The 24,454-nt window shown below is 60.5% G+C and carries 19 protein-coding genes, 3 pseudogenes and 1 CRISPR repeat array; of the genes and pseudogenes, 8 read left to right on the top strand and 14 right to left on the bottom strand.

The window, feature by feature from the left end:
* Positions 1-101: 101 nt before the first annotated feature.
* The 9 genes and pseudogenes from KKP04_RS15475 to kdpF all read right to left on the bottom strand — a co-directional run.
* Positions 102-191, bottom strand: a pseudogene (locus KKP04_RS15475) (integrase); the annotation flags it as partial.
* A 27-nt stretch (positions 192-218) separates the two neighbouring features.
* The gene (locus KKP04_RS03980) at positions 219-1,349 is read right to left on the bottom strand and encodes a zinc ribbon domain-containing protein (protein WP_256437971.1); all 1,131 of its coding nucleotides are present in this window, start codon (positions 1,347-1,349) and stop codon (positions 219-221) included.
* A gap of 27 nt (positions 1,350-1,376) precedes the next feature.
* A pseudogene (locus tag KKP04_RS15720) lies at positions 1,377-1,667 on the bottom strand (recombinase family protein); the annotation flags it as partial.
* A gap of 97 nt (positions 1,668-1,764) precedes the next feature.
* Positions 1,765-2,445, bottom strand: coding sequence for a response regulator transcription factor (locus KKP04_RS03975; RefSeq protein ID WP_215027154.1), 681 nt, complete (start codon positions 2,443-2,445; stop codon positions 1,765-1,767).
* Positions 2,442-5,096: a sensor histidine kinase KdpD gene (locus KKP04_RS03970; protein WP_215027151.1), complete on the bottom strand. Its 2,655-nt coding sequence runs from the start codon at positions 5,094-5,096 to the stop codon at positions 2,442-2,444. Before KKP04_RS03970 ends, KKP04_RS03975 begins: the two co-directional genes overlap by 4 nt.
* A 9-nt stretch (positions 5,097-5,105) precedes the next feature.
* Complete coding sequence (locus tag KKP04_RS03965) at positions 5,106-5,678, bottom strand: potassium-transporting ATPase subunit C (RefSeq protein WP_215027148.1); 573 nt, start codon at positions 5,676-5,678, stop codon at positions 5,106-5,108.
* 24 nt (positions 5,679-5,702) lie between these two features.
* A complete protein-coding gene (gene kdpA, locus KKP04_RS03960) occupies positions 5,703-7,364 on the bottom strand; it encodes a potassium-transporting ATPase subunit KdpA (RefSeq protein ID WP_215027145.1) in 1,662 nt (553 codons plus the stop codon).
* Between the two features lie 97 nt (positions 7,365-7,461).
* On the bottom strand, positions 7,462-9,462 hold the full coding sequence (gene kdpB / locus KKP04_RS03955) for a potassium-transporting ATPase subunit KdpB (protein WP_215027142.1): 2,001 nt from the start codon (positions 9,460-9,462) through the stop codon (positions 7,462-7,464).
* 10 nt (positions 9,463-9,472) lie between these two features.
* Positions 9,473-9,562 (bottom strand): K(+)-transporting ATPase subunit F, encoded by a 90-nt coding sequence (gene kdpF, locus KKP04_RS03950; RefSeq protein ID WP_080517485.1) that lies wholly within the window; start codon positions 9,560-9,562, stop codon positions 9,473-9,475.
* Between the two features lie 1,118 nt (positions 9,563-10,680).
* On the opposite strand from kdpF, the gene KKP04_RS03945 reads away from it, so the two are divergent.
* From KKP04_RS03945 to KKP04_RS15470, 3 genes and pseudogenes are all read left to right on the top strand, one after another.
* Complete coding sequence (locus KKP04_RS03945) at positions 10,681-11,475, top strand: helix-turn-helix domain-containing protein (RefSeq protein ID WP_215027139.1); 795 nt, start codon at positions 10,681-10,683, stop codon at positions 11,473-11,475.
* A pseudogene (locus tag KKP04_RS15875) lies at positions 11,450-12,298 on the top strand (GNAT family N-acetyltransferase); the annotation flags it as partial. The gene KKP04_RS03945 and the pseudogene KKP04_RS15875, both read left to right, overlap by 26 nt.
* 225 nt (positions 12,299-12,523) lie before the next feature.
* Complete coding sequence (locus KKP04_RS15470; protein ID WP_251133905.1) at positions 12,524-13,060, top strand: AAA family ATPase; 537 nt, start codon at positions 12,524-12,526, stop codon at positions 13,058-13,060.
* Positions 13,061-13,224: 164 nt separating this feature from the next.
* Here the strand turns inward: KKP04_RS15470 and KKP04_RS03935 are convergent, their stop codons facing one another.
* The 3 genes from KKP04_RS03935 to KKP04_RS03925 form a co-directional block, all read right to left on the bottom strand.
* Positions 13,225-13,536: a hypothetical protein gene (locus tag KKP04_RS03935; RefSeq protein ID WP_215027136.1), complete on the bottom strand. Its 312-nt coding sequence runs from the start codon at positions 13,534-13,536 to the stop codon at positions 13,225-13,227.
* Between the two features lie 119 nt (positions 13,537-13,655).
* Positions 13,656-14,138, bottom strand: coding sequence for an HNH endonuclease (locus KKP04_RS03930; RefSeq protein WP_215027133.1), 483 nt, complete (start codon positions 14,136-14,138; stop codon positions 13,656-13,658).
* Between the two features lie 284 nt (positions 14,139-14,422).
* Positions 14,423-15,280, bottom strand: a complete 858-nt coding sequence (locus KKP04_RS03925) for a hypothetical protein (RefSeq protein ID WP_215027130.1) — start codon at positions 15,278-15,280, stop codon at positions 14,423-14,425.
* A gap of 466 nt (positions 15,281-15,746) precedes the next feature.
* On the opposite strand from KKP04_RS03925, the gene KKP04_RS03920 reads away from it, so the two are divergent.
* From KKP04_RS03920 to KKP04_RS03910, 3 genes are all read left to right on the top strand, one after another.
* Entirely contained in the window at positions 15,747-17,150 is a 1,404-nt protein-coding gene (locus KKP04_RS03920) for a hypothetical protein (RefSeq protein ID WP_215027126.1), read from the top strand.
* Between the two features lie 164 nt (positions 17,151-17,314).
* Positions 17,315-19,096 carry a hypothetical protein gene (locus tag KKP04_RS03915; protein ID WP_215027123.1) on the top strand — a complete coding sequence of 594 codons (1,782 nt, stop codon included), beginning with the start codon at positions 17,315-17,317 and terminating at the stop codon, positions 19,094-19,096.
* 17 nt (positions 19,097-19,113) lie between these two features.
* Positions 19,114-19,596: a PGDYG domain-containing protein gene (locus KKP04_RS03910; RefSeq protein WP_215027120.1), complete on the top strand. Its 483-nt coding sequence runs from the start codon at positions 19,114-19,116 to the stop codon at positions 19,594-19,596.
* 38 nt (positions 19,597-19,634) lie between these two features.
* Here KKP04_RS03910 and KKP04_RS03905 read toward each other — a convergent pair whose 3' ends face one another.
* Positions 19,635-20,657, bottom strand: coding sequence for an STING domain-containing protein (locus KKP04_RS03905; RefSeq protein ID WP_215027117.1), 1,023 nt, complete (start codon positions 20,655-20,657; stop codon positions 19,635-19,637).
* 317 nt (positions 20,658-20,974) lie between these two features.
* Positions 20,975-21,147: direct repeats of the CRISPR family, unit length 36 nt; unit sequence GGTCGCAGTCACCCTCCATTGGGCGTGCTGTGTAAC.
* Positions 21,148-21,389: 242 nt separating this feature from the next.
* Between KKP04_RS03905 and cas13a (KKP04_RS03900) the strand changes: the two genes are divergently transcribed.
* A complete protein-coding gene (cas13a, locus tag KKP04_RS03900) occupies positions 21,390-23,318 on the top strand; it encodes a type VI-A CRISPR-associated RNA-guided ribonuclease Cas13a (protein WP_215027114.1) in 1,929 nt (642 codons plus the stop codon).
* Positions 23,281-24,303 carry a type VI-A CRISPR-associated RNA-guided ribonuclease Cas13a gene (gene cas13a, locus KKP04_RS03895; RefSeq protein ID WP_215027100.1) on the top strand — a complete coding sequence of 341 codons (1,023 nt, stop codon included), beginning with the start codon at positions 23,281-23,283 and terminating at the stop codon, positions 24,301-24,303. Before cas13a (KKP04_RS03900) ends, cas13a (KKP04_RS03895) begins: the two co-directional genes overlap by 38 nt.
* Here cas13a (KKP04_RS03895) and KKP04_RS03890 read toward each other — a convergent pair.
* The coding region (locus KKP04_RS03890) for a transposase domain-containing protein (protein ID WP_215027084.1) at positions 24,211-24,454 on the bottom strand (244 nt) is incomplete at its 5' end. The two genes, cas13a (KKP04_RS03895) and KKP04_RS03890, sit on opposite strands and share 93 nt — an antisense overlap.

Here is a 24,454-nt window from a genome sequence, read left to right as displayed (position 1 = left end):
GCCGCTTTGGATCATCGGTTTAGCCAGAAGCCGCGCCCGCGTCTCTTCACGACCCTGAAGACTCCTTTGCAAGGCGGAGCGTCGGCTCCGCCCGCCACCATTTAAATGTCGACCTGCTCGGAGATCGCAAGCGCGTCATCAACCTCGACGCCAAGATACCGGACCGTGCTTTCGATCTTTGTATGACCGAGCGGACACGAGTCATAATGAACATTCTCCTAAGTCATTGAAAGAAAAGGGTCTTCTGATCGGGATTTGGTGTTAGTGGAGGGCTTTGATGGCGCCCGGCTGGTAAATCCGGCCAGGTCCGCAGCCTTGACCGCCCAGAGAGCGCCCGGACAGACCTGTCGGCCTTCGATCTCGCCGCGTCGAAGCATGCGCAGAGCCGTCATATTGCACACTCCGACGATTTGCGCCGCCGCCTCAAGCGTAATTTCGCCTCGCTCTGCCCATTCTCCGTCGCGGTAGACCTCGATCTCGTGGTGGTTGCGGAAGCCGCGCACGCGCTCCAGCGTCCACGCATTGCCGTGACCTGTTTCCACGCCAATACGATTGAGCAGGCGCGCGATCTGCCGGTCGGGCATCAACCGGGCCAGTTCGCCTATGAGAGCGATCGTGCCGTCCGGAATGCGTGGATTGTGCCTGCCAGCTGCATTCAACCGCTGCTTCACCTGCACCTCAGTGTGATCTCCGCCTTGCCAGTGAAGGATCGCATGAATGATTGCGCCGTCACGGCGCACGACGATCTCCGAGATCGCGGTGCGCAGGATGCGCTTGCGCGTCGCCGCTGTTGCGCCGGGATGCGACCAGGCGCTCTCGAGATCGGCGCCAAGCGCCATGAGGCGCCGCCGCTCCGGCTCGCCAAGAGGCGGCGGACGCCGCACGACCAGGGCCGCGATGTCGCCCTCGATCTTGGCGACCGCTTGCAAGGCCTCGTTCCATCGGCGCTCCAGCTCGCCAGCGACGAGTCGATTGGCCGGATCGACGGCGTCGTACTGGCGCCGGGCATGGGCGGCCTCATAGCGCGCCTGCTGCAACGAGAGTTCCAGTTGCCGCTCAGACGCCGTGGTCTTGCTCGACTGGGCCTCGATCGCCTTGATTGCGGCTTCTATGCCGAGCGGCTTCAGGACGCTCAGCGCCTCCTTGGCGATTGCGGCGTCTATGCTCAAGCCGCTCACCGAGATGCACCGCGCCGCGCCGTGGTTCGTCCGGGCGCCATGGCATTGGTATCGGCCGAGCTTCCCGCCATAGTGAACATGGAGTTTGCGACCGCAGTGGCCGCAGCGCAAAAGTCCAGGCAGCAGCAGTTCTCCTTCACGGGCAGCTCCGCGAGCGAGCGCGCTGGTCATGCCGGTCGCATTATTGGCGATGGTCTTGAGGTTGCGTTCGAACACATCCCAGCTGATGTAAGCCTCGTGATGGTCCTTGATCAGGACGTCCCATTCGGCCATCGGCCGGTGCACGCCACGCCTGATGCGCTTGCGACCGTCCGCCACGCTGACCCGGCTCGTCGTGCGTCCGAAAGCGTAGGCGCCGGCATAAATGGGATTGGTCAGGATGTTGTGGACGATGTTGTAGGCCGGCAAGCGCCAGACCACGCCGTGCGCCTCTCCCTGGCGCGACTTGGCGGGCAACTCGATCCCTTCGTCTCTCAGCCAGATATGCGTTTGCCGCGCGCTAGGAGACCAGGCGGGGGCATGTCGTTAGCCGCCCAGAGGCTCGGTCTTCGCAACTCCACACAAGTCAACGCAAACAGGTTAGCGGTTACCGCTCGACAAATCGGTATCCGACCCCGGGCTCATTCTGGATCAGCATCGGAGCCGAGGAGTCTTCCTCGAGCTTCTTGCGCAAGGAACGGACGGTAACGCGAAGGTATTCGACGTGGTCGGTATGAGCCGGGCCCCATACTTCTCGCAGAAGGTGCGTATGGGTAAGGACCTTGCCCGGATGGCTGGCCAGAACGGCCAGAAGTGTGAACTCTTTCGGCGTGAGTTTCACCTCGGCTCCATTCTTCCATACGCCATGAACATCGAGGTCGATGGTGACGGGTCCGACCGTCAGCTTGCGCAGGTGCCCGTGGCTCTGATCTGCCCTGCGAAGGCATGACCGTATCCGGGCCATGAGCTCCGCGCTGTCGAACGGCTTGGTGACGTAGTCATCGGCACCGAGGTCAAGGGCCGCGACTTTCTCGCTCGATGCCTCTCTGGCCGTCAGCACGATGATCGGCACGAGCTTCTCTCGGAACGCCCCGATCAGTTCCAGCCCGTCGCGGTCGGGCAGGCCGAGATCCAATAGCACGAGCTTCGGCACGGACCGTCGAAGTGCATCGAGCGCGGCCGCCCCGCAATCCGCCTCGACGGTCGCATATCCGCTGCGCTCTATGGCAACACGAAGAAGGCGGCGGATCGGCATTTCGTCGTCGACGATCAGGATGTGCCCGCTCACGCGATGTCCTCCATCGACACATCGACTGTTGCATCATGCGGGATACGGATCGTGAAGCGCGATCCGCCGCCCTGGCGCCGTGCAGCCTCGACCGTGAAGCCCATCGCTTCCGCGAAGCCCTTGACGATGGCAAGGCCGAGCCCCGATCCGCCGGTGCGATCCGATGTCTCGCCGCGGGCGAAGCGGTCGAAAATGCGCTGTTCGCTGCCTTGGGGAATGCCGGGGCCACCATTGAGCACGTCGATCACCGGGCCGCGCCGCCCCATCCGCGCGATAATCTCGATCGGTTCCTCCTGCGGCGAATACTTGGCCGCATTGTCGACGAGGTTCAGGAGCGCGTGGTTCAACAGAACCGCGTCGGCCCGCACGAGAGGCAGGTTCGGGTCGATCGAGGTCTGTACCTTTCGTCCCGCCAGCGTCTTGGCCAGGTCGCCGACCGCCGAAGCGATCACGTCGGTCAGATCGGTAGGCACAAGATCGGGCGTGACGGCGCCTTCCTCGATCCGCGTCAAGTCCAGCAGATCGGACAGGAACCGGTTCAGCCTGCGGGCCTCGCTGCGCACCGTCTCGACCAACTCGGCCTCGTCACCTGTTGCCGAGAGCGCCTCGGCCGCCGCGGTGACGGCCGTGAGCGGTGTGCGCAGGTCGTGGCTGAGCGACGCGAGCAGCGCCGCGCGCAAGGAGTCGCGCTGGCGCACTACCTCCATGTCACGCATGTCGGTTTCCAGCTTCAGGCGCTCGTGCGCCAGTGCGGCCTGGTCGATCAGGCTTTCGGCCAGAGCCGCTCGCTCGGTTGGAATGGGGTCGCGACCGGGCGGTCCGCGGAACCCAAGGACAGCGAGCGTTCCGAGGGACGTCCTGAGGGGACGGAACTGCCATTCGCTGGCCGTGAGTGTGTTGGTTCCCAAACCGGCGTCCTCTCCGTGCTCCATCACCCACTCGGCCGCCGCTTGATCGATGGGGCTCAGTTTCGGTTTGGTCTGCCCGAACGCGCTGATCTCGACGCTGTCCCCGGAGCGGTGCAGCACGATGGTCTGCACCGCCAACAACGACCGAAGCTCATCTCTTATAAGCTGTGCCGTCTCTTCCTTGGTGCTCGCGGCGCCGAGGCGCGTGGCGAAACGGGCGAGACCGGCGTTCTCGCGGGCGCTGCGCATGGCAAGGGCGGCGGCAGCCCGTGCGCGCGCCGCCAGCTGTCCGGTGATGATCGCAACCACCACGAGCAGCACCGCCGTGATGATGTTCGCGGGGCCATAGATGATGAACGTGTAGACCGGGGGAAGGAAAAAGAAGTTGTAGGCGATGCCTGCTGCGATGGCAGCGATCAATCCGGCACGGAAGCCGTAGAGGCTTGCGCTGAAGATGACGGGCAGCAGGTAGAGAAGGTCGATAGGTCCGCGGCTGATCCAGCCCTGCGCCAGAAATGCGGCAAGCGTCAATGCCCCCACCGACCCGATTGCCGCCACATCCCCGGTCCAACTCCCTCGGGGCCACAGCCGCCGCCAGTCTCGCCCGCGCGGTGTGTCCTGAAAGGGGATGACATGGATGGCGATGCCGGTCGTCCCGTCGAGGATGTCCTGAACGATTCCATCGCGCCGCCTGAACCAGCCGCCCCTGCCACGCGATCTGCCAAGGACCAGCTGCGTGGCGCGCAGCTCCTTGCACTGGGCCAGCATGGCCTCCTGAACCGAGGTGGCCGGTACGGATTGCAAGGTGGCTCCCAGAGAAGCCGCGAGTGACAGGTTACGGGCTAGCTGGGTCTTTTCGGCGTCGCCGAACCGCTCGGCCCTCGGCGTCTCGACGTAGAGCGCGATGAGCGGCGCCTTAAGTGCATCTGCGAGCCTCTTGGCGGCCCGCACGACCTGCTCGCCACCGGCCGCTTCGGAGATGGCGACAAGGATGCGCTGCCCTCCGGCATAGCCGTTCTCCTTGCCGGTGACGTTCTTGTGTTCCTGAATGCGCGCATCGACGTATTGCGCGGCATGGCGCAGGGCGAGTTCCCGCAGCGCCAACAGGTTGCCCTTGGAAAAGAAGTGTTCAAGCGCGTGGCGGGCCTGGTCGGGAACATAAATCTTCCCGGCATCGAGACGCTTGATCAGGTCTTCGGGCGGCAGGTCGATCAGTTCGATCTCGGCGTTCTCGAACACCTTGTCGGGCACGGTCTCCCGCACCCGGACATGCGTGAAGCTGCCCACGACGTCGTTCAGGCTTTCGACATGCTGGATGTTGACCGTGGTCATCACGTCGATGCCCGCAGCCAGCAGCTCCTCGATATCCTGCCGGCGCTTGGGGTGCCGGCTGCCGGGCGCATTGGTGTGCGCCAGTTCGTCGACGAGGACAATCTCCGGATGGCGCTCCAGAACCGCGTCGAGGTCCATCTCGGTCAGGGTCTGGCCCTTGTAATCGATGGACTTGCGGGGGATCACCTGCAGGGGCGAAACCAGCGCCTCGGTTTCTTTCCGGCCGTGGGTCTCGACGATGCCAATCACCACATCCGCGCCAGCCTCAAGCTTTGCTGCGCCTTCGAGAAGCATCTCGTAGGTTTTCCCGACACCTGGGGCGGCGCCGAGAAAGATCTTGAGGGTGCCACGCCCCTCGCGTTGCGCTTCGCGCAGCAGGGCATCGGGCGAGGGGCGGGCATCATCTGTCATGGCACTGTTTTACTCTGTGCTCGCGGGACTTACCAATTCCGCATCGAGTTCGAGGTTCAGTTCCAGTACGTTGACGATCGGCGCCGGGGTGAAGACCCCCCCGGGCCGCTCGGCCAGCCGGTCGATGATCGCCCGGACGGCTGCAGGTTCGACCCCGCGCGCCTCGGCCACGCGATCCACCTGGAACAGCGCACCCTCGAGCGAGATATGGGGGTCAAGCCCTGCGCCCGAGGCGGTCACCAGATCGGCAGGGATCGGCGTGCCGTCCCGACCATGGGCCGCGATAAGCGCCGCGGCGCGCTCTGCCAACGCCGGATTGGCCGGCGAAAGGTTCGATCCGCCCGCGCCCGCGGCGTCGTAGTCCACCGCCGAGGGGCGCGGCCAGACGTATTCCGGCGAGGTGAAGCCCTGCGCGATCAGGCGGCTGCCGATCACGCTGCCATCGCCTTTCGTGATCAAGGACCCGTTGGCGGTGGCTGGTGTCACGGCCTGCGCGAAGCCGAGGATCACCGTGGTATAGCCGGCGACGCAGATCGCCATGGTGGCGGCCGTGACGCGAAGCCCCGAGATGATGTCATTCATGGGTCTGTCTCCTTTCAGCGCCGGTCAAGGCAGCGAGAAGTGTTCGGCCAGCGGGCCAAGGGCCGCCGCCGGAAGGAAGGTGAGTGCGCCGAAGATGACGACTGTCAGGCCAAGCATCGTGCCGAAGGTCGCATCCTCGACGCCGAGGGTGCCGGCGCTCTCCGCCGCGCGGCGCTTGGCCATCAGGCTGCCCACGATGGCGAGCGGCAAGATGATGGGCAGGTAACGGCCGAGCAGCATCACGACGCCGGTGGCGATGTTCCAGGCCCAGGTTCCGTCGCCCAAGCCCTCGAAGCCCGAGCCGTTGTTGGCCGCAGCCGACGTGAACTCGTAAAGGATCTCGGAGAAGCCGTGCGCGCCCGGGTCCTGAACAGTGGCCTGGCCCAGCGAGGTCGCGGCGAACAGCGCCGTAGGCCCAAGGATCAGGAACGCGTGAGAGAACAGCGCCAGAATGGCGAGCCGCACCTCCTTGGCCTCGATCCTGTGGCCAAGGTATTCCGGGGTGCGCCCGACCATCATGCCCGCGACGAAAACCGCGACGATGATGTAGAGGAACATGTTGATCATCCCCACGCCGACGCCGCCGAAGGTCGCGTTCAGCCACATGCCCGCCATGGGCATCAGTCCGGTCAGCGGGTTGAGGCTGTCATGCATCGCTCCCACCGATCCGTTCGAGGTCGAGGTGGTCAGCACCGCCCAGAGCGGCCCGCCCGTGGCGCCGAAGCGAAGCTCCTTGCCTTCGAGGTTGCCGGTTTCCGTGGACACGGGCAGTTCGGCAAAGGCCGGGGTGGGGGCGGACTCGAATGCTATCGAGCCGGTTATCTTGACCAGGATGAACAGCGCCATCACGGCAAAGATGACGGTGGCGTGTTTCATCCGGCCAAGGATGCCGCCGAACATCCAGACGCAGGCCATCGGGATCAGCATGATAGCGATCATCGCCAGCCCGTTGGTCCAGAAGCTGGGGTTCTCCAGCGGATGCGTGGCATTGGGGCCAAAGAAGCCGCCGCCATTGGTGCCCAACTGCTTGATGGTCAGGAACGCCGCGACGGGGCCGCGCGCGATGGTCTGCGTCACCCCCTCGAGCGTCGTAGCCACCGCCGCGCCTTGCAGCGTCATCGGCATGCCCATCAGCACCATCAGCATCGCGACGATCAGCGCCAGCGGCAGCAGCACAAGAAAGCTCGCCCGCTGCACGTCGATCATGAAGTTGCCCAAGCTCGCGCGCCCGGCAATGCCGCGCGCCAGCGCGGCCAGCGCCGCGATGCCCGTGGCGGCCGAGACGAACTGCAGCCACATCAGCCCTGCAAGCTGGCTGAGATAGCTCATCGACGCCTCGCCCGAATAGTGCTGCAGGTTTGTGTTGGTGGTGAAGGACGCCGCGGTGTTGAACACCAGCGTAGGGTCGTGCGGCCCCATGCCGTCGGGGTTGAGCGGAAGCCATTGCTGCAACGCGAGGATTGTGAAGGTCACTGTGAACATGATGGCATTGAAGATCAGCATCGTGACCAGGTAGCGCTTCCAGCCCTGCTCCTCGGTAGCGCCGCCGATCCGCCCGAAGAGGCTGGTCCAGCGCGTCATCCGGTCTGGCGCCGGGTCCATGGCCAGTTTCATCCAGGCACCCAGCGGCAGCGACAGGAGCGCCGTTCCGCCGATGATCAGCGCGACGATAAAGACGTGTTCCATCTTTTCAGTCCTCGAGAAGCCGGGTCACGACGCCTATCAGCGCGGCGAAGATCGCAATCCCGAGTGCATAGGTTAGAATGATCATGTTCGTCTCCCTTCACGCGAGGCCGAGGCCGGATACGAACACGTCGATCAGCTTGATGCCGACGAAGGGGACGATCAGGCCGCCGAGGCCGTAAATGCAGAGGTTGCGGACAAGCTGGCGCGACGCACTCTGCGGGCGGTAGGTCACCCCTCGCAGAGCCAGTGGAACCAGCAGCGGGATGATGAGGGCGTTGAAGATGATCGCCGACAGGATCGCGCTTTGAGGACTCGACAATCCCATGACCTTCAGCGCGTCGAGGCCCGGATAGAGGGCCACGAAGATCGCCGGCAGGATGGCGAAATACTTGGCCACGTCGTTCGAGATCGAGAAAGTGGTCAGCGCGCCGCGCGTCATCAGCAGCTGCTTGCCGATCCCCACGATCTCGATGAGCTTGGTGGGGTTGTTGTCGAGGTCGACCATGTTGCCTGCCTCGCGCGCGGCCTGGGTGCCGGTGTTCATTGCGACGCCGACATCGGACTGCGCCAGAGCTGGCGCGTCGTTCGTTCCGTCACCGCACATGGCGACCAGCTTGCCGCCGGATTGCTCCTTGCGGATCAACTCGAGCTTGTCCTCCGGAGTCGCCTCGGCAAGGAAGTCGTCGACACCGGATTCCGCCGCGATGGCCGCAGCCGTCAGCGGATTGTCCCCGGTGATCATCACCGTCCGGATGCCCATCCGGCGCAACTCGGCAAAGCGTTCCTTGATGCCTGCCTTGACGATGTCCTTGAGAGCGATGGCCCCTAAAAGCCGGGTGCCGTCCGCTACGGCCAGCGGTGTGCCACCGGCGCGCGCGATCTTTTCGGTGAGGGTGCGGATCTGCCTGACTGCACCCTGATCGAAATCATGCAGCTTCAGGATCGCATCGACCGCGCCCTTGCGGATCTTGCGTTCCCCGATGTCGATCCCGCTGACGCGCGTCTGCGCGGTGAAGGAAACCGTTTCCGCACCCGCAGGTGCAGTCTCGCCAGCCCCCGCCAACTCGACGATAGAGCGGCCTTCGGGGGTCTCATCCCCCAGCGAGGACAGGCGCGCCGCCTCGACCAGTTCACCTTCGCGCACGCCCGACAGCGGCAGGAAGTCGGTCGCCTGCCGGTCGCCGAGCGTGATCGTCCCGGTCTTGTCGAGCAGCAGCGTGTCGATGTCGCCCGCCGCCTCGACCGCGCGCCCCGACTTGGCCAGAACGTTGAAGCGGATCAGCCGGTCCATGCCTGCGATGCCGATCGCCGACAGCAGCGCCGAAATGGTCGTCGGGATCAGCGCCACGAGGATCGGCACCGAAATGGACCCGCCCGCGTATGCGGCGAAAGCGGGCAGCGTGCCGACCGCGATCAGGAAGATCAGCGTCAGCCCCGTCAGAAGCACCGTCAGAGCAACCTCGTTCGGCGTCTTCGCGCGGCTAGCGCCCTCGACAAGGCTGATCATCCGGTCGAGGAACCCTTCGCCAGGCTCTGCGGTCACCCTGACCTTGATCCAGTCGGAAATGACCCGCGTGCCTGCCGTGACGGCGGAACGGTCACCGCCCGACTCGCGGATGACAGGTGCGGATTCCCCGGTGATCGCCGCTTCGTTGACGGATGCCACGCCCTCCACGGCCTCGCCATCGGCCGGGATCTGATCGCCGGTCTCGACCAGCACGATGTCGCCCGCGCGCAACTCGCTGGCCGGAACGACCTTGACGGTATCGCCCTTGACCCGCTTGCCCTTCAGTTCGGCCTTGGTAGACCGGAGCGAGGCCGCTTGCGCCTTGCCGCGGCCCTCCGCAAGCGCTTCTGCGAAGTTGCCGAACAGCACCGTCAGCCAGAGCCAGAAGACGATCTGCGCCTCGAATGCTATGTCGCCGCCCGAGATGATCGAGCGCACCAGCAGAACCGTCGCAAGCAGTGCGACACTCGCCGTGGTGAACATCACCGGGTTGCAGATCAGCTGGCGCGGGTCGAGTTTGGTGAAGCTGTCCCGGATCGCTGGCCCGACGAGGTCGGCGGAAAACATCGATGTGTTTTGATGTTGTGCCATGCCACGCTCCTCAGAACCGTTCCGGCCGCAAGAGCACAGCCAGCAGGTAGACAAGGAGCGCTGCGGCAACGATGCCGCCGAGCACGAGATCGAAGCCCATGTATCAAACCTCCAGATACCGTTTCCTTTTGGATATCTGCGCTTGATGGGCGTAAAGCCGCCATGTGAAGTTCAGGCCACCGGAATAAGATCTCCGTAAAAACTGTTTAAGTTCAATAACTTGATATGGAGAAGGTCGGATATCAGGTCCACCCCCTCCGCCAGACCGCCAAAAACTGGCCGTGTGATCGCCGTCCGATGAGTCGACGAGAACGGAATCGTAGCGCAGCACGCCGCCGCGCGGACTCGCGAAGACGCGTTTCATGGCTTTCAACGGACCCGTTCTCATGCGCAATGCCGCGATTGTTGCGCGTCGGCGCCATCCCGTAGTCACGCATGAGGCTCTCGTAACGCTGCCCTGCTCTCGTGCTTCTTGCCAATCCGCACGGCATCCGAGCGGCGCACGCCAAGATAAAGCATGATCGCCATTGAACGGCGCGAAAGTTCTGACGTTGCCGATCCTGCCGCAGCTTCGCGCCGTCCTCGATGCGAGCGCGCTCGGGGCGGAGACCTGGCGGCCTACGGAAAGCCGCACAGCGCGGCGGGCTTCGGCAACATTTTTCGCGAGTGGTGCAGGGAGGCCGGACTGCCGCAATGCGCGCCGCATGGGTTGAGGAAGATCGGCGCGGTGCGCGTGGACTGTCCATGTTCGGCGGCATTTGATGACAGACACCACGCAACCTGCTTCGTTGGCACCTAGGCCATGCCATCGCCACGCTGCTCGCAACCCGCGGCACGGCGGAGAAACGCCGTCCAGAAAGGTTTGGGATCTCCAGAATACCCGATGAGCTTCAAAGGGAGGATTTTCGAGGGTTGGGAGTGCTAACGCATTGATCCCATTAAGATTTGGCGCACCATAGAAAGTGAAGATGAGAACTTCACTATCGAAATCATGCTTTGAAATAGACCCAATCGGTACTCAAGTCTGCACCCCGACCAAGTGTAGGTTTAAATCTACACTGCCGCGGGCCTTCTCCATCTCTTCCTCAGCCGTTGGCGGGTTCTTGGCTTGCCGGCTCAGGCAAAAATGCGATCACTTTGTATCCTGCGCAACCTTGTAGGCACTATGATATTCCTTTAAAGGAATATCATAGCAATATGATTCGGAGAGCAGCAATAATGTCGGGTGAGCGCGAATTTGTTGACGCCGTCCGGGTTGGCGATGGCGACGCGGGACGCGTCGTGGGTCAATCTCTCAGGGCGTTGAGGCAGGCTGCGGGCTTTACCCAACTTGAGATGGCCAAACGTTTAGGTGTCGGCCAAGCGGCGATCTCCAAGATAGAACAGCGAGGCGATGTCCAGATCTCCTCGTTGCAGCGCTATGTCGAGGCTCTCGGTGCCAGCTTGCGCATCGATGCAGCATTTCCAGTTCATTCGGAGTTCGGAGTACGGATCCAGGCCGAGCTTGGCGGGACCGTTGCCGACGACGATCAGTATGTCCTTCCGATTTTTGGCAATCGCGACGATGCCCACCCTGCAAACCGGGACATCGTTATCAGCATAAAGCCGAACTTTTCGGGCAAGATATTTGATGGCGTTAAGACCATCGAGCTGCGACGGCGTTTCCCCTTGTCAGTGGCTCCCGGCGCTACTGCTTATATTTATTCCACGTCGCCAGAAATGGCTTTGGTGGGCGCAATTAAAATTGAGAGCGTTGAACGCCTTGAACTCTCTGCCCTCTGGAAAAAGCACGGTCGATCTGCATCAATCAGGAAAGCCGCTTTTTACGAGTACTTTAGTGGCCTGGAAGAAGGCTTTGCACTAAAACTGTCGATGCCACGCCGATTTACGAGGCCGTTGACATTGCCTGAATTGAAGGAGCGATTTGGATTTAAGGCTCCGCAGTCTTTCCTCTACGCGAAGCCCGAGCTTCAGAAGGCGCTCCGGAATGAGCACACAAACATATCTGATTGATACGAATGTAATTATTCATCTTGAAGACAATAAAACCGTAGAGCCGGCCTTTTCTGCACTGACAAGCCTCGCTGCCAAGCACAAGGTCGATATCTTCGTGCACGAGGCGGCGCGCGACGATGTTGGCCGCGACAAGGATACGGCCCGCCGGGCGATATCTCTGAGTAAGCTCGAGAAATTTCAAACTCTATCTAAAGTCCGCGGCTTGACCACCGCGGATCTTTCGAACGAATTCGGGCCCCTTCCGAAGCACAACGACATAGTTGATGCCACCCTACTACATGCGCTTCATATCGGCGCCGTGGACTTTCTTGTCAGCCAGGACAGAGGCCTTCACGAGCGGGCCAGGCGCCATTCTCGAGAACTCGGTCGCCGGGTGCTCTATGTAGCAGACGCCGTTTACCTCCTTCGAACGACCTATGAGCCGATCGAAGCGCCGGTGCGTTTCATCGATGAGGTCGCCGCTCATGCGATACCTCTGACGGACATCATCTTTGACAGTCTGCGCGAGGACTATCCGGGTTTCGATAAATGGTGGACGGAAAAATGTGTAAAGCAGCGTCGTCTTTGCTGGATCATCGAAGACGACGGAATTGCCGGCCTTCTCGTCAGAAAGGATGAGATCGGCTCGGACACCGACGCGACTGAAAAAGCCAACAAGATACTGAAGATCTGCACGTTCAAGGTTCGGCCGGATAGACGCGGCCTCAAGCTCGGTGAGCTGCTTTTGAAGAAGGTCTTCTGGTTCGCTCAGAAGAACAAATATGACCTCGTCTATGTCACCACGTATGAGGGGCAGACCTCCCTAATCGATTTGCTTGAGTATTTCGGGTTCAGGCATACCGCGACAAAAAAGGACGGTGAGAGGGTCTATGAAAAACGCATGGGTATGCGCGCTCCCACGCCGATAGATGGCGACAATCACTTTGATGTCCATCGGCTGAATTATCCGCGCTTTCCTATCGTGCCGGACACCGCGGCGTTCGGTATCCCGATTAAAGAGGACTACCACGATATCCTCTACCCAGATCTCATGCAGCAGAAACAGTTGAATCTATTCGGAGCGCTTGGGGTGGAGGGAGGTCCGCGACGGCCGGGCAACGAGAATGCACGACGAAGGCTTGTTTTCCAGCACTTGCAGGCCAGTGATCTCATCAAGGCGGAGAGGCGGGAGCGCCAAGGCAAACCTGTCGCCCACGATCTTCTGCGCGAGGGAAATATCGACGACAACCAGGCCCTTCTGATATCCGGCTTCATGAGATACGCTCCGGAAGATGGATTGGTCGTTCTCGACGGTCACACCGTCATAGACACCCCTGATGGCCTCGTGGAAATTTCGCCTTCGGTTTTTTCGGCGATCGATGTTTCCCGCTTCGTTGTCCTGGTCGATGACGTAGAAAAGATCGCCTTGCGACGTTTATCTGACACACGGAGAACGAGACCGACCCGATCACATGAAGAGCTTGCTGAACATCAAGAGCGGTCCGTACTTGCGGCCTATCGTGCGGCGCTGGCTCTCAGTGTCCCTCTGTTCATTGTCCCCTTGAACGAACATCCGGATATCGTAATGTTTCTCGATTGGTAGTTCGTTTCACCAACGGAGGTGGCGTTGCTATTTGGGCATCGTAGCTAGGCCGCCATGCCTGTCGGTGTACAGTGGACTAAGACCGCCAGTCTGTTCAAGCCAACGCCGATAGCCGGAAAATTCAGGTCCGCCCATGTTGATCGAAAACTCCACCCCGAATATCGTCAAGACAAGAACCATTCGCTTTGCTCGGTAACAAGAAAACCGAACTCGTGGACGATCTGTTCTGCTTTGCCCTCGAGCCCAAAAGTCTTTCCGTTTTGATGATAAATGGTCCTGATGTGAACGGGCCAAGGGCTGATATAACCCTTCCTGGCATGATCGTGCAGAACGTCAAGCTGCGCCTCGTCACAGAGATAGGTGATACCTTGTGGGAAATCGACCAGGCGCAAGGCCATTGCTTCCAGAGCGATCTTCGCTAAGAATCGCGAGACAACTTGCGTGTCGGGGAGGTCTCTGGCCAGTGGAAACAGCATCGTTCCTTCCTTGGCCTGGAGAATTTTCGCGAGATCCGGCTCCGACACCTGAACCGACGTGAAATCATACTTCGGATATCGCGTAAGCAGTGCCGGTATATCCGGTGCTATTAACCCGGTTATCGATGGGATATTGCCGCGCTTGCTTTCAAGGTCCTGCTGGAAACGCAACTGTCGAACGGCTGGCAGATCCAGAAACGGTTTTCGACCTTTCTAGAAAAGTAATTGTTACAACCGTCGCATACGATGCCCTTCGGCAAAACATGCTGTCGATTTCCCAGAGATTCAGGCACTAAGGCGGGATCGCGCGCCGGAATATTCTCCCAGAAATCCGCCGAGCTAATCGACTGGGGGCCTTTGACAGGTGTAGGCACCGGATGGATTGTGGCAGCGCTCCCCTCGATCCGGACCACGCCGCGTTCGATTATCAGCGTTTTCGCGAGGATGCCCGGAACCACAAGGATGTCGCCGGTGCCGCTTTTCCACGTCGCCAACTCGACCAGCGCGAAGGCGAAATGCACGCCCGCATGACTTTGCAGGAGCGCGCCGAGCGCCGCCGCGAATGCCGTCGCCGAGCACGATGGCGAGCATCCGCCCGCCACGGAGATTGAGCGACACCGCGTCGATGAAGGAAGCCTCCGCCAGAGCGTCGGGGCGCTCGCGGTTGAAGTCATAAAGCTGTCGTGGCGCACCCCGTCCCCGCGACACGGCCTTCTCAAACTCATCGAAGGTCATGGTTCTGGCGTTGATCAGGCTCTGCCGGGCGCTCAAATGCGATCTTGCAACGCTCGGCCAAGGCATCCCAGCGGGGCAACCGCCCGAACCGAAGCGATAAGCGCAGGCGACGGTGCGCCGCCTGCGTCTACCCGGGTAGATTCTGCCAGCCCTATTTCACTATCAGGTCGGTCTGCTGATGCATGGCAAGGTGTTCCTGGAGGACTTCAATGGCGGCCATAGCTACATCAGGGCCGCAGGAGGCAGCAGCGGTCGCAAGTTTCTGCAGGAGAACATCGGGGTCCTGGTACTTCAGCCGCTCCTCGATCGTCATGCTGCCCATGAAGTCGCCGCAAACAAGCTCAAGGGCGGCGTTGTCGTTCTTCGTGCCGCTTTGAGCCTTAGCCCTTTCGAGAGCCAACTCTACAATTTCGGCCTGTCCCTGATAAAGGCGGAAGGTCTTGGCCTGTTTTTGCTCCTCGCCGCCTTCCAGGCTCTTGCCTTTCGCTTTCGCCTTCCGGACGAGTTCGTTGAGATCACCCCTCGACATCTCTTCTGCCGCCTCAAGCCACTCCGCTGCGTTTTCGGGGGTAAGGACGCCTGAGATCGCCCGCAGCTTGGTCCAGCCGATGGCGTCAAGCTGCGCGGCAGAAATCTTGCAATTCGAAAGGACGTCGTAGATGCGCATCAAGGCGTACGCTCTCGCCCGCTTGATGCTCTTTCCCTTCTCGAGCCATTCATTGAAGGACGAGTGAGGAGCGAACCAGCCTTTTCGTTTCACGAGCGATAGCCGACCGCCCAGCCGGAAGGCCGTCTTGTCGTAAAGATTTGCCGAGGAGTCGATATCGCTGAGGGTCTCGTCGAGATCTGCGTTCTCGATTTCATGAACGAGGTCGCCAAGTTCGCTGTAGGGCTCGGTCCATCCGGCAGGCGCGGGAAGGCTCGTCTGCGGCCCCTCAGTTTGAAGCGCCGCTTCGACAAGCGCATCGTGACCAATAGGGACGACGGCATTGTCGGGCGCGGCGGGCATTTTCTTTCTGGTGATATTGACTGGCATCTGTGGAGGCCTTTCCTGAAAAATGGAGAGGCACCGACACGCCTGTCGAAAGACATAGAGAGCCCCCGAACAGTTTTCATGTCGGTGCCCTCCTTGGCTATGGCCAGACATCTGAGAACTCGGGATGATCCGTCCTCACCCCGCATATCTGGCTCAATGGTCGAGCATGCGGGAGGAGACATCAGAAGCCCGATCTTGATCGAGATCCTGCGGGAGCGCAAAGCGCGGATTCCGAGACGTTTCTCAGCGTCTGTTGGAGCGGAACGTAGTGTGCATTTTTTTCAAAGGCAAGCAATCAACCAGCTTGACCACGGCAGTCCACCCGGGTAGATACCGCACTGCCTGTGGCGACAAGGAGGTCGATCCGCTGTAAAAAGCGGCAGGCGCACGGAAGTGCGCGACCTCCCTTTGAGCGCACTCCAAGGAAAGGAGAAGCGCGGTGCCAGTTGCCCTGATCGAAGGCGTTCCGTTCGAACACAATCTTCCCGACGCCTATTTAAAACGGGTGCGGAAGGAAATCGATCTCGCGCGCAGGACCACAAAAAAGCTGACCCAGAACCTCATTCAGTCAATCCAGAGCTGTGACCAACTGGCGAAGCAGGAAGCCGTCACCGCACTTCTCACCGATCAGGGCGTAAAGCTCGTCTCCGCCCTCAGCGCCAATCGGAAGCTCGCGGCCTCCAAACGCAAGACCCTCGACGAATGCCTTGAGGTCTCGACCACGCTCGACCTTTGGCATCCCATCACGGAACCGGTGCGGGTCTGGCCGATCATGAAGTCGAACGGCGGCTATCGCATGATCCACGATCACGGTTTGCGGCACAGGACGGCGCAGCACCTCGTCAAGCGCGTGCTCGACGTCTTCTTTGTGCCCCGCTCCTTCCAGTATACCCATCTCGGCTATCAGGCCGCGATCCAGCAGACGAAGGCTTTCATCACGCAAGGTTATGTCCATGTCGCGCATCTGGACATCACCGACTTCTTTGGCAGCTTCGAACTCGAGAAGCTGCTTTCCGAGCTGCCCTTCAAGCAGGCAACGGCAGGAGCGCCCTCCAATGGGGGGCTACCGCCCCAATCGGGGAAAGGGAAAGGACTGCCGCTCCCGCATGAAGTGGTGGAGCATGTCGTCACAGGACGACACATGGCTGTGCGCTTGAAGCTCAGGAAGAATCCCTATTGGAATTCTCCCCTCGCTTCCTCTGCACAGTTGCTTGACACCGCCCGCCTGGGAATTCCCCAGGGCTCGGCTTGTTCATCGGTCGTTGCCGCCTATACGGTTTCGGGTCTGGAGTGGTCTCCCACTCCGGATGTGAAGCTCGTCAATCTGGCTGACGATTTCCTGCTTCTCGCAAAAAGCCCAGAGCTTTGCGCGGAGGAAACCGATGCACTCGCCGAGGCCATAGGGAAGCTCCCGGGCGGGACTTTCAAACTCAAGCTCAAGACCGCGACAGAGGCCAGCAACGGATTTCAGTTTCTGGGGCACCACATTCAACTCGTCGACGGCTCGCTTCAGGTCACCCCGACCCTTGCGGCCGACGAGGACCTTGTAGGAAAGCTCGACGACCTCGAAGTGAAACTCGGCGAGATCGTGTTTCTCAAGCTATCCAAGACCGTCGAGGTCGACAAGAAGGCCGCGATCCAGTCCCTCGCGAAGTCCGTCGCCATCCTGACTGGATGGAAGTCCGCCTTCTCCCAATGCTCGGACATCGACGGCTTCATCGCGCCCTATGTCGATACGCTGAGCTGGTGGCTTGATGAGATCGGTGCGACCGTCGACGACCTCAAACAGGCTATCAGCCCCGATATGGAGTACACGCCAAGTTTCTATGCCTTGGGGAAATAATCCGACTGGCGTCGGGGAGGGGGAACAGTCTTGGCGCGAGCTTGGCTTGCGGGACCATTATCGGCTTCCCCCCGAGGAGGAGCCCGTCGCGCTGGGTTGGACGCAAATTTGCCATCCGCCAAGGCTATCGTTTACATCATTGATTAAATTTGCGGAATTTCAGCATGGTGACTGTTCTCGAAGAAGTCGCGCCCCAGCGGGCTAGCGGCGGCACGGCGAAGTTTTCCATCATTGATGGTCGCATCCCGATCATGCTGGGCGGCATAGGCCATCGCACATTCGCCAACAAGGAGCGGATCGCCGAGATCATCGCAACCGAGTCCAAGAAGTTGAAGGCGCGCTATCCGAACTCTCCTTTCGTTATTCTTTCCCCCCTCGCGGAAGGTGCGGACCGGCTCATCGCAAAGGTCGTGGTAGAGCATTTGGACGCCGAACTGATTGCGGTGCTCCCCATGCCGCGCAACGAATACGAGAAAGACTTCGCGAGCGAGGAGTCCCGGGCCGAATTTGCGGCGCTCATCGGCAAGGCGACCGCCGTGAAGGTGGCGCCCACGCCGGAGAACGATATCTCCTGGAAAGAACCGGGGGACGAGCGGAACGCCCTATATGCCCGCGCGGGCGCTATCATCGCCGACCACGCGCAGATCTTGTTCGCGATCTGGGACAGCCGCCCTGCGAAAGGCACGGGCGGCACTGCGGACCAGGTCGCGTGGTTCGACCGCGGCTATGCTCCGTCGGCCTACTCCCTTTACGGTGCGCAGATTTCGCCGCTCGACCCCCCGGAGCCCGGTCTTCGCATCGCCATCGATCCGATTTCACTCGACGTCGAAGAGATCGTGAACCCGCAAGCGGCTAACAGGACGAAGCCGGATGCTCGGCGCAGCAATATCCTTTCGATCCTGAAACGCACCGACCGCTACAACAAGGATGTGCTCGGTCATCGCAGCGTGATCGAGGGCGAGGGAAAAGACCCCGCTGGTGAATGTAAGTCCGGCCTCGCCGCAAGCGTCTTCAACGCAGCGGATCGGTTGTCGTCACATTTCGCGAGCATCGCCCGTTTCAACGATGCCGTGATCTACGGGCTTGCGATCATCGCTATCATCTCCTTCAACTTCATCAACAAATTCCCGATCGCGGTCAGCATCTATCTCGTCGTCACGGTCGTCATGCTCGCGCTCTTTTACTGGGTCAGGTTCCGTTCTGTCGACAATCGGTTCCTTGAATACAGGGCGCTTGCCGAGCCCTTGCGCGTCTTCCGCTTCTGGCGGCAGACAGGCGTGAGCCGTTCGGTGTGGCTGTCCTATCTGGCCCGGCATGACGGGGTCGTTCACTGGCTACGCCACGCAACGAGAACCGTGGAATTTTGTCAGGACTCCGTCAGCCCTCCCCAGAAGACGACCGAGCATGCAATCGAGGCGGTCAAGCGCGACTGGGTGCAGGATCAGCTGACTTGGTTCTCGGAAAAGCGGCTGCCTGAACATGAACGACGCTGGAAACGGTTTCGCCTTTTCTGGCGGATCGTGATCGGAGCATCGTTCGCGCTTTCCATTGCGCTCTTCCTGATGACATTTCTTCCCGCCCGACCCTTCGCGCCTCTTTTCAGTTTCTTCGGATATACTCCAGAAGCAGGCGCGACCTTGTGGCAGGAACTGGTGAAACCGGACGACAACGGCGATCTTTGGCAAGCAGTTCTGGCCTTTCTCGCTGCAAGCGGTCTCGCGGCGAGAGGCTACAGCCAGCGTCGCGGCGATGCCGACATGGCCAAACAATACGCCTCGCAAAGACGGATTTTCGAGACGGCGAATGTTATGTTGCGGGAGGTAGGAACGCCGGGCACAGAGTGGACGGCCGAGCAGATCCTTGAGCGTCTTGGCGACGAAGCCTTGCAGGAACAGGCCGAATTTGTCTGGCTTCGCCATTCACGGCCCTTCGAGATGCCGCAGTAGGAGGGGCGCGATAAAGCATGCCGTCGAATGGTCGACTTGTCGTCGATGGGGCATCGCCCCGGTTCGCCGCAGCGCTGGAAACACAAGGCCGCCGCTACAGGAAAGTGGCCGAGGTTCGCGCCGACCGCGTTTCGCGGCCGCAGCCGGTGAAAACGGTGCTTTTGAACGGCCAGACCGAAACCACGAACCGCGCCGAGAAGGGCGACTACATCGTGACGGCCGGCACGGGCGAGCGCTGGGTGGTGAGGCCCGACGCCTTCGCGCAGCACTATTCAGCGAAGCCCGGTGCGAAAAACGTCTATGTCGCGCAAGGCGAGGTGATTGCCGTGCAGAACCCCTTCGGCTGTCCGATCGAGATCATCGCGCCGTGGGGAAAGAAGCAGGCGGGCGAGGCGGATTGCATGGTCGCGGACGCGCTCGATCCGGCCACCGGCGAGCGAGGGGGCGAGCCCTATCTCATCGCCCGCGCCGAGTTCGAAGGGAGCTACCGGGCCGTCTGAATGCGCGCGCCGCTCAGGGCCTTTCTTATTGCTCCCAACTAGATGACATTCCGGACGTCGGCGACGAGCGTATCGAGCGTCGAGTAGACCATTCCGTCCAGCTTGCGATCCTTCACGGTTTCGACGTGATATTTCAGGTTGCGCCGGAAAGCAGCCAGCATATGTTCAAGCGAGCGGTGCTGCACAGCTTTCAGAATTTCTGCCTGCTTCCCCTCAAGAGCGAACTGCCGCTTCTTGAGGCGCGTCATCCTCGGTGAATCGACAAGAGGGTAGACGGTGGTCGGGAGGTCGATGCAAAAGGTGACGCCCTTGCGAATGCCGCCGCTGTAAAACCAGCCGGACCAGCCCCGCTTGCCGCGCGCGCCTTCCGTCTCGATTGCACCTCGCTCGACGCTTATTCCTTCTGCCTTCAGCACGGCCTGAATTTGTTGCCAGTCGGAATGCCAATCCTTCTTCAGAAGGGAGGGTGGCTCGACAACGACAAGTGTCTTCAACTCGACGGCCTTGCTTCGTGTCTTGAACAGGCGCGCGATGCGCTTCTTCTGCTCGATCGTCAGCGTACACGTGCTGCCCGAGAAGCCTCCGGGCGCGATGAAGCGCATCACGGCGTTGATGAAATATCCAAGCGCGAGGCCCGACGGACCGGAAATATCCACGAGCGGCAGCCCCTCGAAATGAGATGTGAGGATGTTAGCCGACATATCCCCTCGGGCATCCGCGCTTGACAGGAAAAAGGCGAGCCTGTCGTAGAGATCACGCTGTGTGGCGCTCTTGGAGCCTTCCACAAAATCATCATCCAGATTGAATCGGGTGATGACCTGCGTTCCGCTGAAATAGAAGGGAACCTTCTCATCCTGAGAGACGAAAATATGGGGTATGCCAAGCGCGTGGATGATCGCCGCCTCGTAGGCGACGTTTGGCCGTCCTCCCGTCAGGTCGATCACGACAAGATCAGCCTGCTCCACATAATCGAGCACCATCTGTACAATGACATTCTGGCTTGGAGCGTCCGGCGTGATCACGCGAAAAGCCGCCCCTGCTGACTGAAGACTTCGAGACATCTGCTGGAGTATCTCCCCCAGACGTCGGGTAATACTTCTGCCGGTTACGATGTCTCCCTCGCGTTTCTCCATCGGGCCAAGCACAAGAAGATTGTATTCCACGGACAACCTCTAATAATCATTAGACTGAAAAATGAGCACCGAGCACACGCGATGCTCCCGGGCAAGACATAATTAAAATTGTGGCTTTTGTGGCCGCCGCGCCTGAATCGCGCTGGCGTCAATAGTGCCCGCTCGTGCCCCGCCAACCCTGAGATGATGCACCGCCAGTGGGCGCACTCTGTAACTTCGGTCCAAACGAGTTTGCTGGCGGCGTGGGTCGCAGTCACCCTCCATTGGGCGTGCTGTGTAACGTCGTACGCATGCCTGTGCACATCTTGTACACGGTCGCAGTCACCCTCCATTGGGCGTGCTGTGTAACCAGCATGTTCGCGGTAAATGCGAGAACCAGGAGGTCGCAGTCACCCTCCATTGGGCGTGCTGTGTAACCCCTCCCTTATAACCCATTGATCGGCCTTGGGCAATAAGCCTGTTTTGACGACTCTCCGCCAGCCCCCCGCTTTTGGCGGCGTTTGCTGCAAGAAATCGCCCGATATTTTTCTGGTATACCTCGCTGCTGCAATGACTTGCTGACTCGGCAGCCCCTCGTTCCGGAACGCCAGAAAGTGTGATAGACTGTATCCTGAATATCCGGACTGCATTTTTACCGATCGATTTTGTCGGAGCCTGTTCATGAAAATTGTTCACCCCTATGGAACGAGCCGCAGCAAGGAACGCGACGGAAAGCTGCGCAGGGTATTGATCGCCAATTCGGCCCCACGGGCTGAGCGTGAAGTCACCGAATTTGCTGCAAGCCATAATGAACTCGTCATCGCTCAATGGATATCGACGATCGACAAGATCGCATGCAAGCCGACTGGCGACAAGAAGCCCACCACCGCTCAGCAGAAATTTCGCGACCGACTGGGCGAGGCCTGCTGGCAGCGGTTGCTTGCTGGGGAACGTCTCAGTTGGGCAAGCGACGATGAGAAGCAGAGTCTGGTGGACCTGTGGCAGTTCAAGACCCACCCCTATAAGGACGGCAGCGAGCCGACGGAACCCCGCGTCAAGGGCCGTTGGTACGGAGTCTTCGCCGGAAACTGCGCCCCCGAAAGCGCCGATGCCGCGAAGATCGCCGAGGGTATCGAGGAGGATCTCTATTCATGCGAGTATCGCCGAGGCTCCAACGCGCGGCTGAAGACCGAGGGCAGGATTGCGCGGCGGGCGAAAAGCATCGAGCGCAATGTCTTTCGGAAGCCCGAGGACGCGAAGGGCAAAGCCGCGCCAGGATGGACGGACGCGGACATTCAGGATTATATAAAGGCGGGTGATCCCGTTCGGAAAATCCGGGCCGAGGCCGCGAAGGCGCAAGGCCGCGTTCACCTGTCCCTTGCTGGCAAGGTTCTGTTCGAGCATTGGGGCACGGTGTTTCGCGACCGCAGCGGCGCCGTGCGGAGCAGGGAGGATGCGAAAGGCGATCATCCTGGCATGGTCGCGTTGCACGATGAACTCAGGCAGGTCTACCGGCATCTGCTGAAGCGCACGAAAAAGGACACGCCGGAAAACCTGAAGAAGAACGGGCAGCGGAAGCTTCCGGGCCTTTTGCCGCTCGACATCCATGCGGCGCTGGCGCTCTCCACGCGGCATCGAAACAACGCCGAGCTTGCGAACCTGCTGCGGCTTGGCAAGATCGTCCACTATTCGGCCTCCGAAGGCGGTGTCGACCGAACCGTCACGATCCAAAATCACTGGCCCGAGGACATTTCCGGGAGCCGCTTCTGGCAAAGCCCCGGACAAGCGGAAATCAAGCGCGCCGAGGCTTTCGTCCGCGTCTGGCGGCAAGCGCTGGTGTTCGCGCGCTGGACGCTGACGGATTGGGTGTCGATGAAGGCCGGTCCGTTCACGAAGGACATACTTGGCGGGGAGAACCGAATTGACGAGGCGCTGGGAAGAAAGAATTTCGATCCCGAAATCTTCGACCGCAAGTTGCTCCTGCTTTTCGGGAGCAGGAAAGAGCTTTTCGGGCTCGACTCCGATGACCGCCGACGCCAATTCCTGCGCGGATTAACTAACGGGGCGAGGAACCTGCGCAACGCAGCTTTTCACTTCACCGGACGTGGGCGTTTACTCGACGAGTTGGGCCGATTGCCCGGTCATCTTGGAGAGGTGGCTCTGGCCTCTGCCCAGGAGCTGTGGAGCGAAGATGCGCGAGGGTTCTCCGCTCGCCTGAAGGCCGACCTTAAGGCGGCTCACGTACAGAAATATCTGACACAAAGCCAAGTAAAACAGGTTTTCACGGCTCTGGCTGGCGTGTCGGCCGAAGATGTTCCGCTCCCGCGCTTTTCACGGGTACTGCTGCGCAAGAAAGGCGCCTGGGGGCATTTACGGCTGCCTGACCCTGCCAACCTGGGTGCTCTGGAGCAGAAGCCCGCGCGTGCCTGCCAGTATACGCTGTTGAAGCTTCTCTATGAACGACCCTTCCGCGCCTGGCTGAAAGAGGTGAAAGCGGAAAAGATATCCGTCTGGATCGACAAGGCGATCGATCGCGCCACAAAGGCGGCGAAACGTCAGAACGCGCACAAGAATGAGGTTGCCGAGCGCGTCATCGCAGCCAAGGCTTGAGCGTCTCCCGAAGCTGGCGCAGGACGGAGATATCATCAGTTTCTTCAAGCTCTTGTCCGCAGAAACCGCAAGTGAAATGCGAGTGCAGCGCGGATATGAAAGTGACCCCGAAGCAGCGCGCAAGCAGGCTGGATATATCGATGATCTGCTCTGCGACGTGACAGTTCTTGGGTTCAGCGCCTATCTCCAGACAAAGCGCCTCGATTGGCTGCTCAATATCCAGCCGGACGAACCCGCCCCAGCCTCTCCCAGGTGCTCTCTGGAGAGTGTCGCTGGTCCTGAAGTCAAACCCGGGACCGATTGGCAACCAGCGCTATATCTCATTTTGCATCTGTTGCCGGTTCAATCGGCTGCGCAACTGCTCCATCAGCTTGTGAGGTGGAACATCGCGGCAGGACTGCCTGAGGATGAAACAGCCGATGAGTCAGATGTCACTTGGCAGGACAAGCCCGGCTTGAAGCGCCTTCTCAGCACGTTTTCACTCTATCTCGACATGCATGACGCGAAATTCGAGGGTGGGTTCGCTCTGACAGGGTGCGATGGCTTCCGGAAGCTTTTCAAGACAGAGGCGGGATTTAACCGAGTCTTTCCGAAAGACGCCGAGATGGACGGCCGCATTCCCCGGCGCGGCCTTCGGGAGATCATGCGGTTTGGTCATCTGCCGCTAATCCTAAGCATCTCAGGCGCAAAGCGCATCGATGACACAAGTATCGATTGTGTGGCTCACAAGGAACAGGCGTCTCCAGGTAACCCTTCGCGGATCGCCGAGATGCAAAAGCGTCGCGAAGAACTTCATGCCAATTGGGTCAGAGCGAGGCGAGGCGAAAGATTGTCCGCCGCTGACCTGCGTAAATATGCCGAGCTTGTTTCGGATATATCGTTAGCGGTGTTCTCAGACCATGGGATCAGCGTTTTGGCTGGCGGCATAGGCCCAAGGCATGAGTTCATCGATTTTGCGCATCGGCCAGCCGTTGACGAGGCGTGAGAGAATGCTGGCGAGATAGGCCTGGGGATCGACGCCGTTCAGTTTGCAGCTCTCGATCAGGGAGGCGACGATTCCCCAATGCTCTGCTCCGCGGTCGTGGCCGGCGAAGAGTGCGTTTTTCCTGTTCAGAGCCAGAGGCCTGATGGAACGC

This window comes from Rhodomicrobium sp. Az07, assembly GCF_018619475.1.
In the GTDB taxonomy this organism is placed as follows: Bacteria; Pseudomonadota; Alphaproteobacteria; order Rhizobiales; family Rhodomicrobiaceae; genus Rhodomicrobium.
Note: the sequence above shows the minus strand (reverse complement) of the source record. Positions and strands in the feature narration are given on the sequence as shown.

Excerpts from the sequence above, each read along its gene's own strand:
- KKP04_RS03980 (WP_256437971.1), bottom strand. The coding sequence starts at position 1,349 with ATGACCAGCGCGCTCGCTCGCGGAGCTGCCCGTGAAGGAGAACTGCTG.
- KKP04_RS03970 (WP_215027151.1), bottom strand. The coding sequence starts at position 5,096 with ATGACAGATGATGCCCGCCCCTCGCCCGATGCCCTGCTGCGCGAAGCG.
- KKP04_RS03965 (WP_215027148.1), bottom strand. The coding sequence starts at position 5,678 with ATGAATGACATCATCTCGGGGCTTCGCGTCACGGCCGCCACCATGGCG.
- kdpA (WP_215027145.1), bottom strand. The coding sequence starts at position 7,364 with ATGGAACACGTCTTTATCGTCGCGCTGATCATCGGCGGAACGGCGCTC.
- kdpB (WP_215027142.1), bottom strand. The coding sequence starts at position 9,462 with ATGGCACAACATCAAAACACATCGATGTTTTCCGCCGACCTCGTCGGG.
- kdpF (WP_080517485.1), bottom strand. The coding sequence starts at position 9,562 with ATGGGCTTCGATCTCGTGCTCGGCGGCATCGTTGCCGCAGCGCTCCTT.
- KKP04_RS03945 (WP_215027139.1), top strand. The coding sequence starts at position 10,681 with ATGTCGGGTGAGCGCGAATTTGTTGACGCCGTCCGGGTTGGCGATGGC.
- KKP04_RS03935 (WP_215027136.1), bottom strand. The coding sequence starts at position 13,536 with ATGCTGTTTCCACTGGCCAGAGACCTCCCCGACACGCAAGTTGTCTCG.
- KKP04_RS03925 (WP_215027130.1), bottom strand. The coding sequence starts at position 15,280 with ATGCCCGCCGCGCCCGACAATGCCGTCGTCCCTATTGGTCACGATGCG.
- KKP04_RS03915 (WP_215027123.1), top strand. The coding sequence starts at position 17,315 with ATGGTGACTGTTCTCGAAGAAGTCGCGCCCCAGCGGGCTAGCGGCGGC.
- KKP04_RS03910 (WP_215027120.1), top strand. The coding sequence starts at position 19,114 with ATGCCGTCGAATGGTCGACTTGTCGTCGATGGGGCATCGCCCCGGTTC.
- KKP04_RS03905 (WP_215027117.1), bottom strand. The coding sequence starts at position 20,657 with ATGTCTCGAAGTCTTCAGTCAGCAGGGGCGGCTTTTCGCGTGATCACG.
- cas13a (WP_215027114.1), top strand. The coding sequence starts at position 21,390 with ATGAAAATTGTTCACCCCTATGGAACGAGCCGCAGCAAGGAACGCGAC.
- cas13a (WP_215027100.1), top strand. The coding sequence starts at position 23,281 with ATGAGGTTGCCGAGCGCGTCATCGCAGCCAAGGCTTGAGCGTCTCCCG.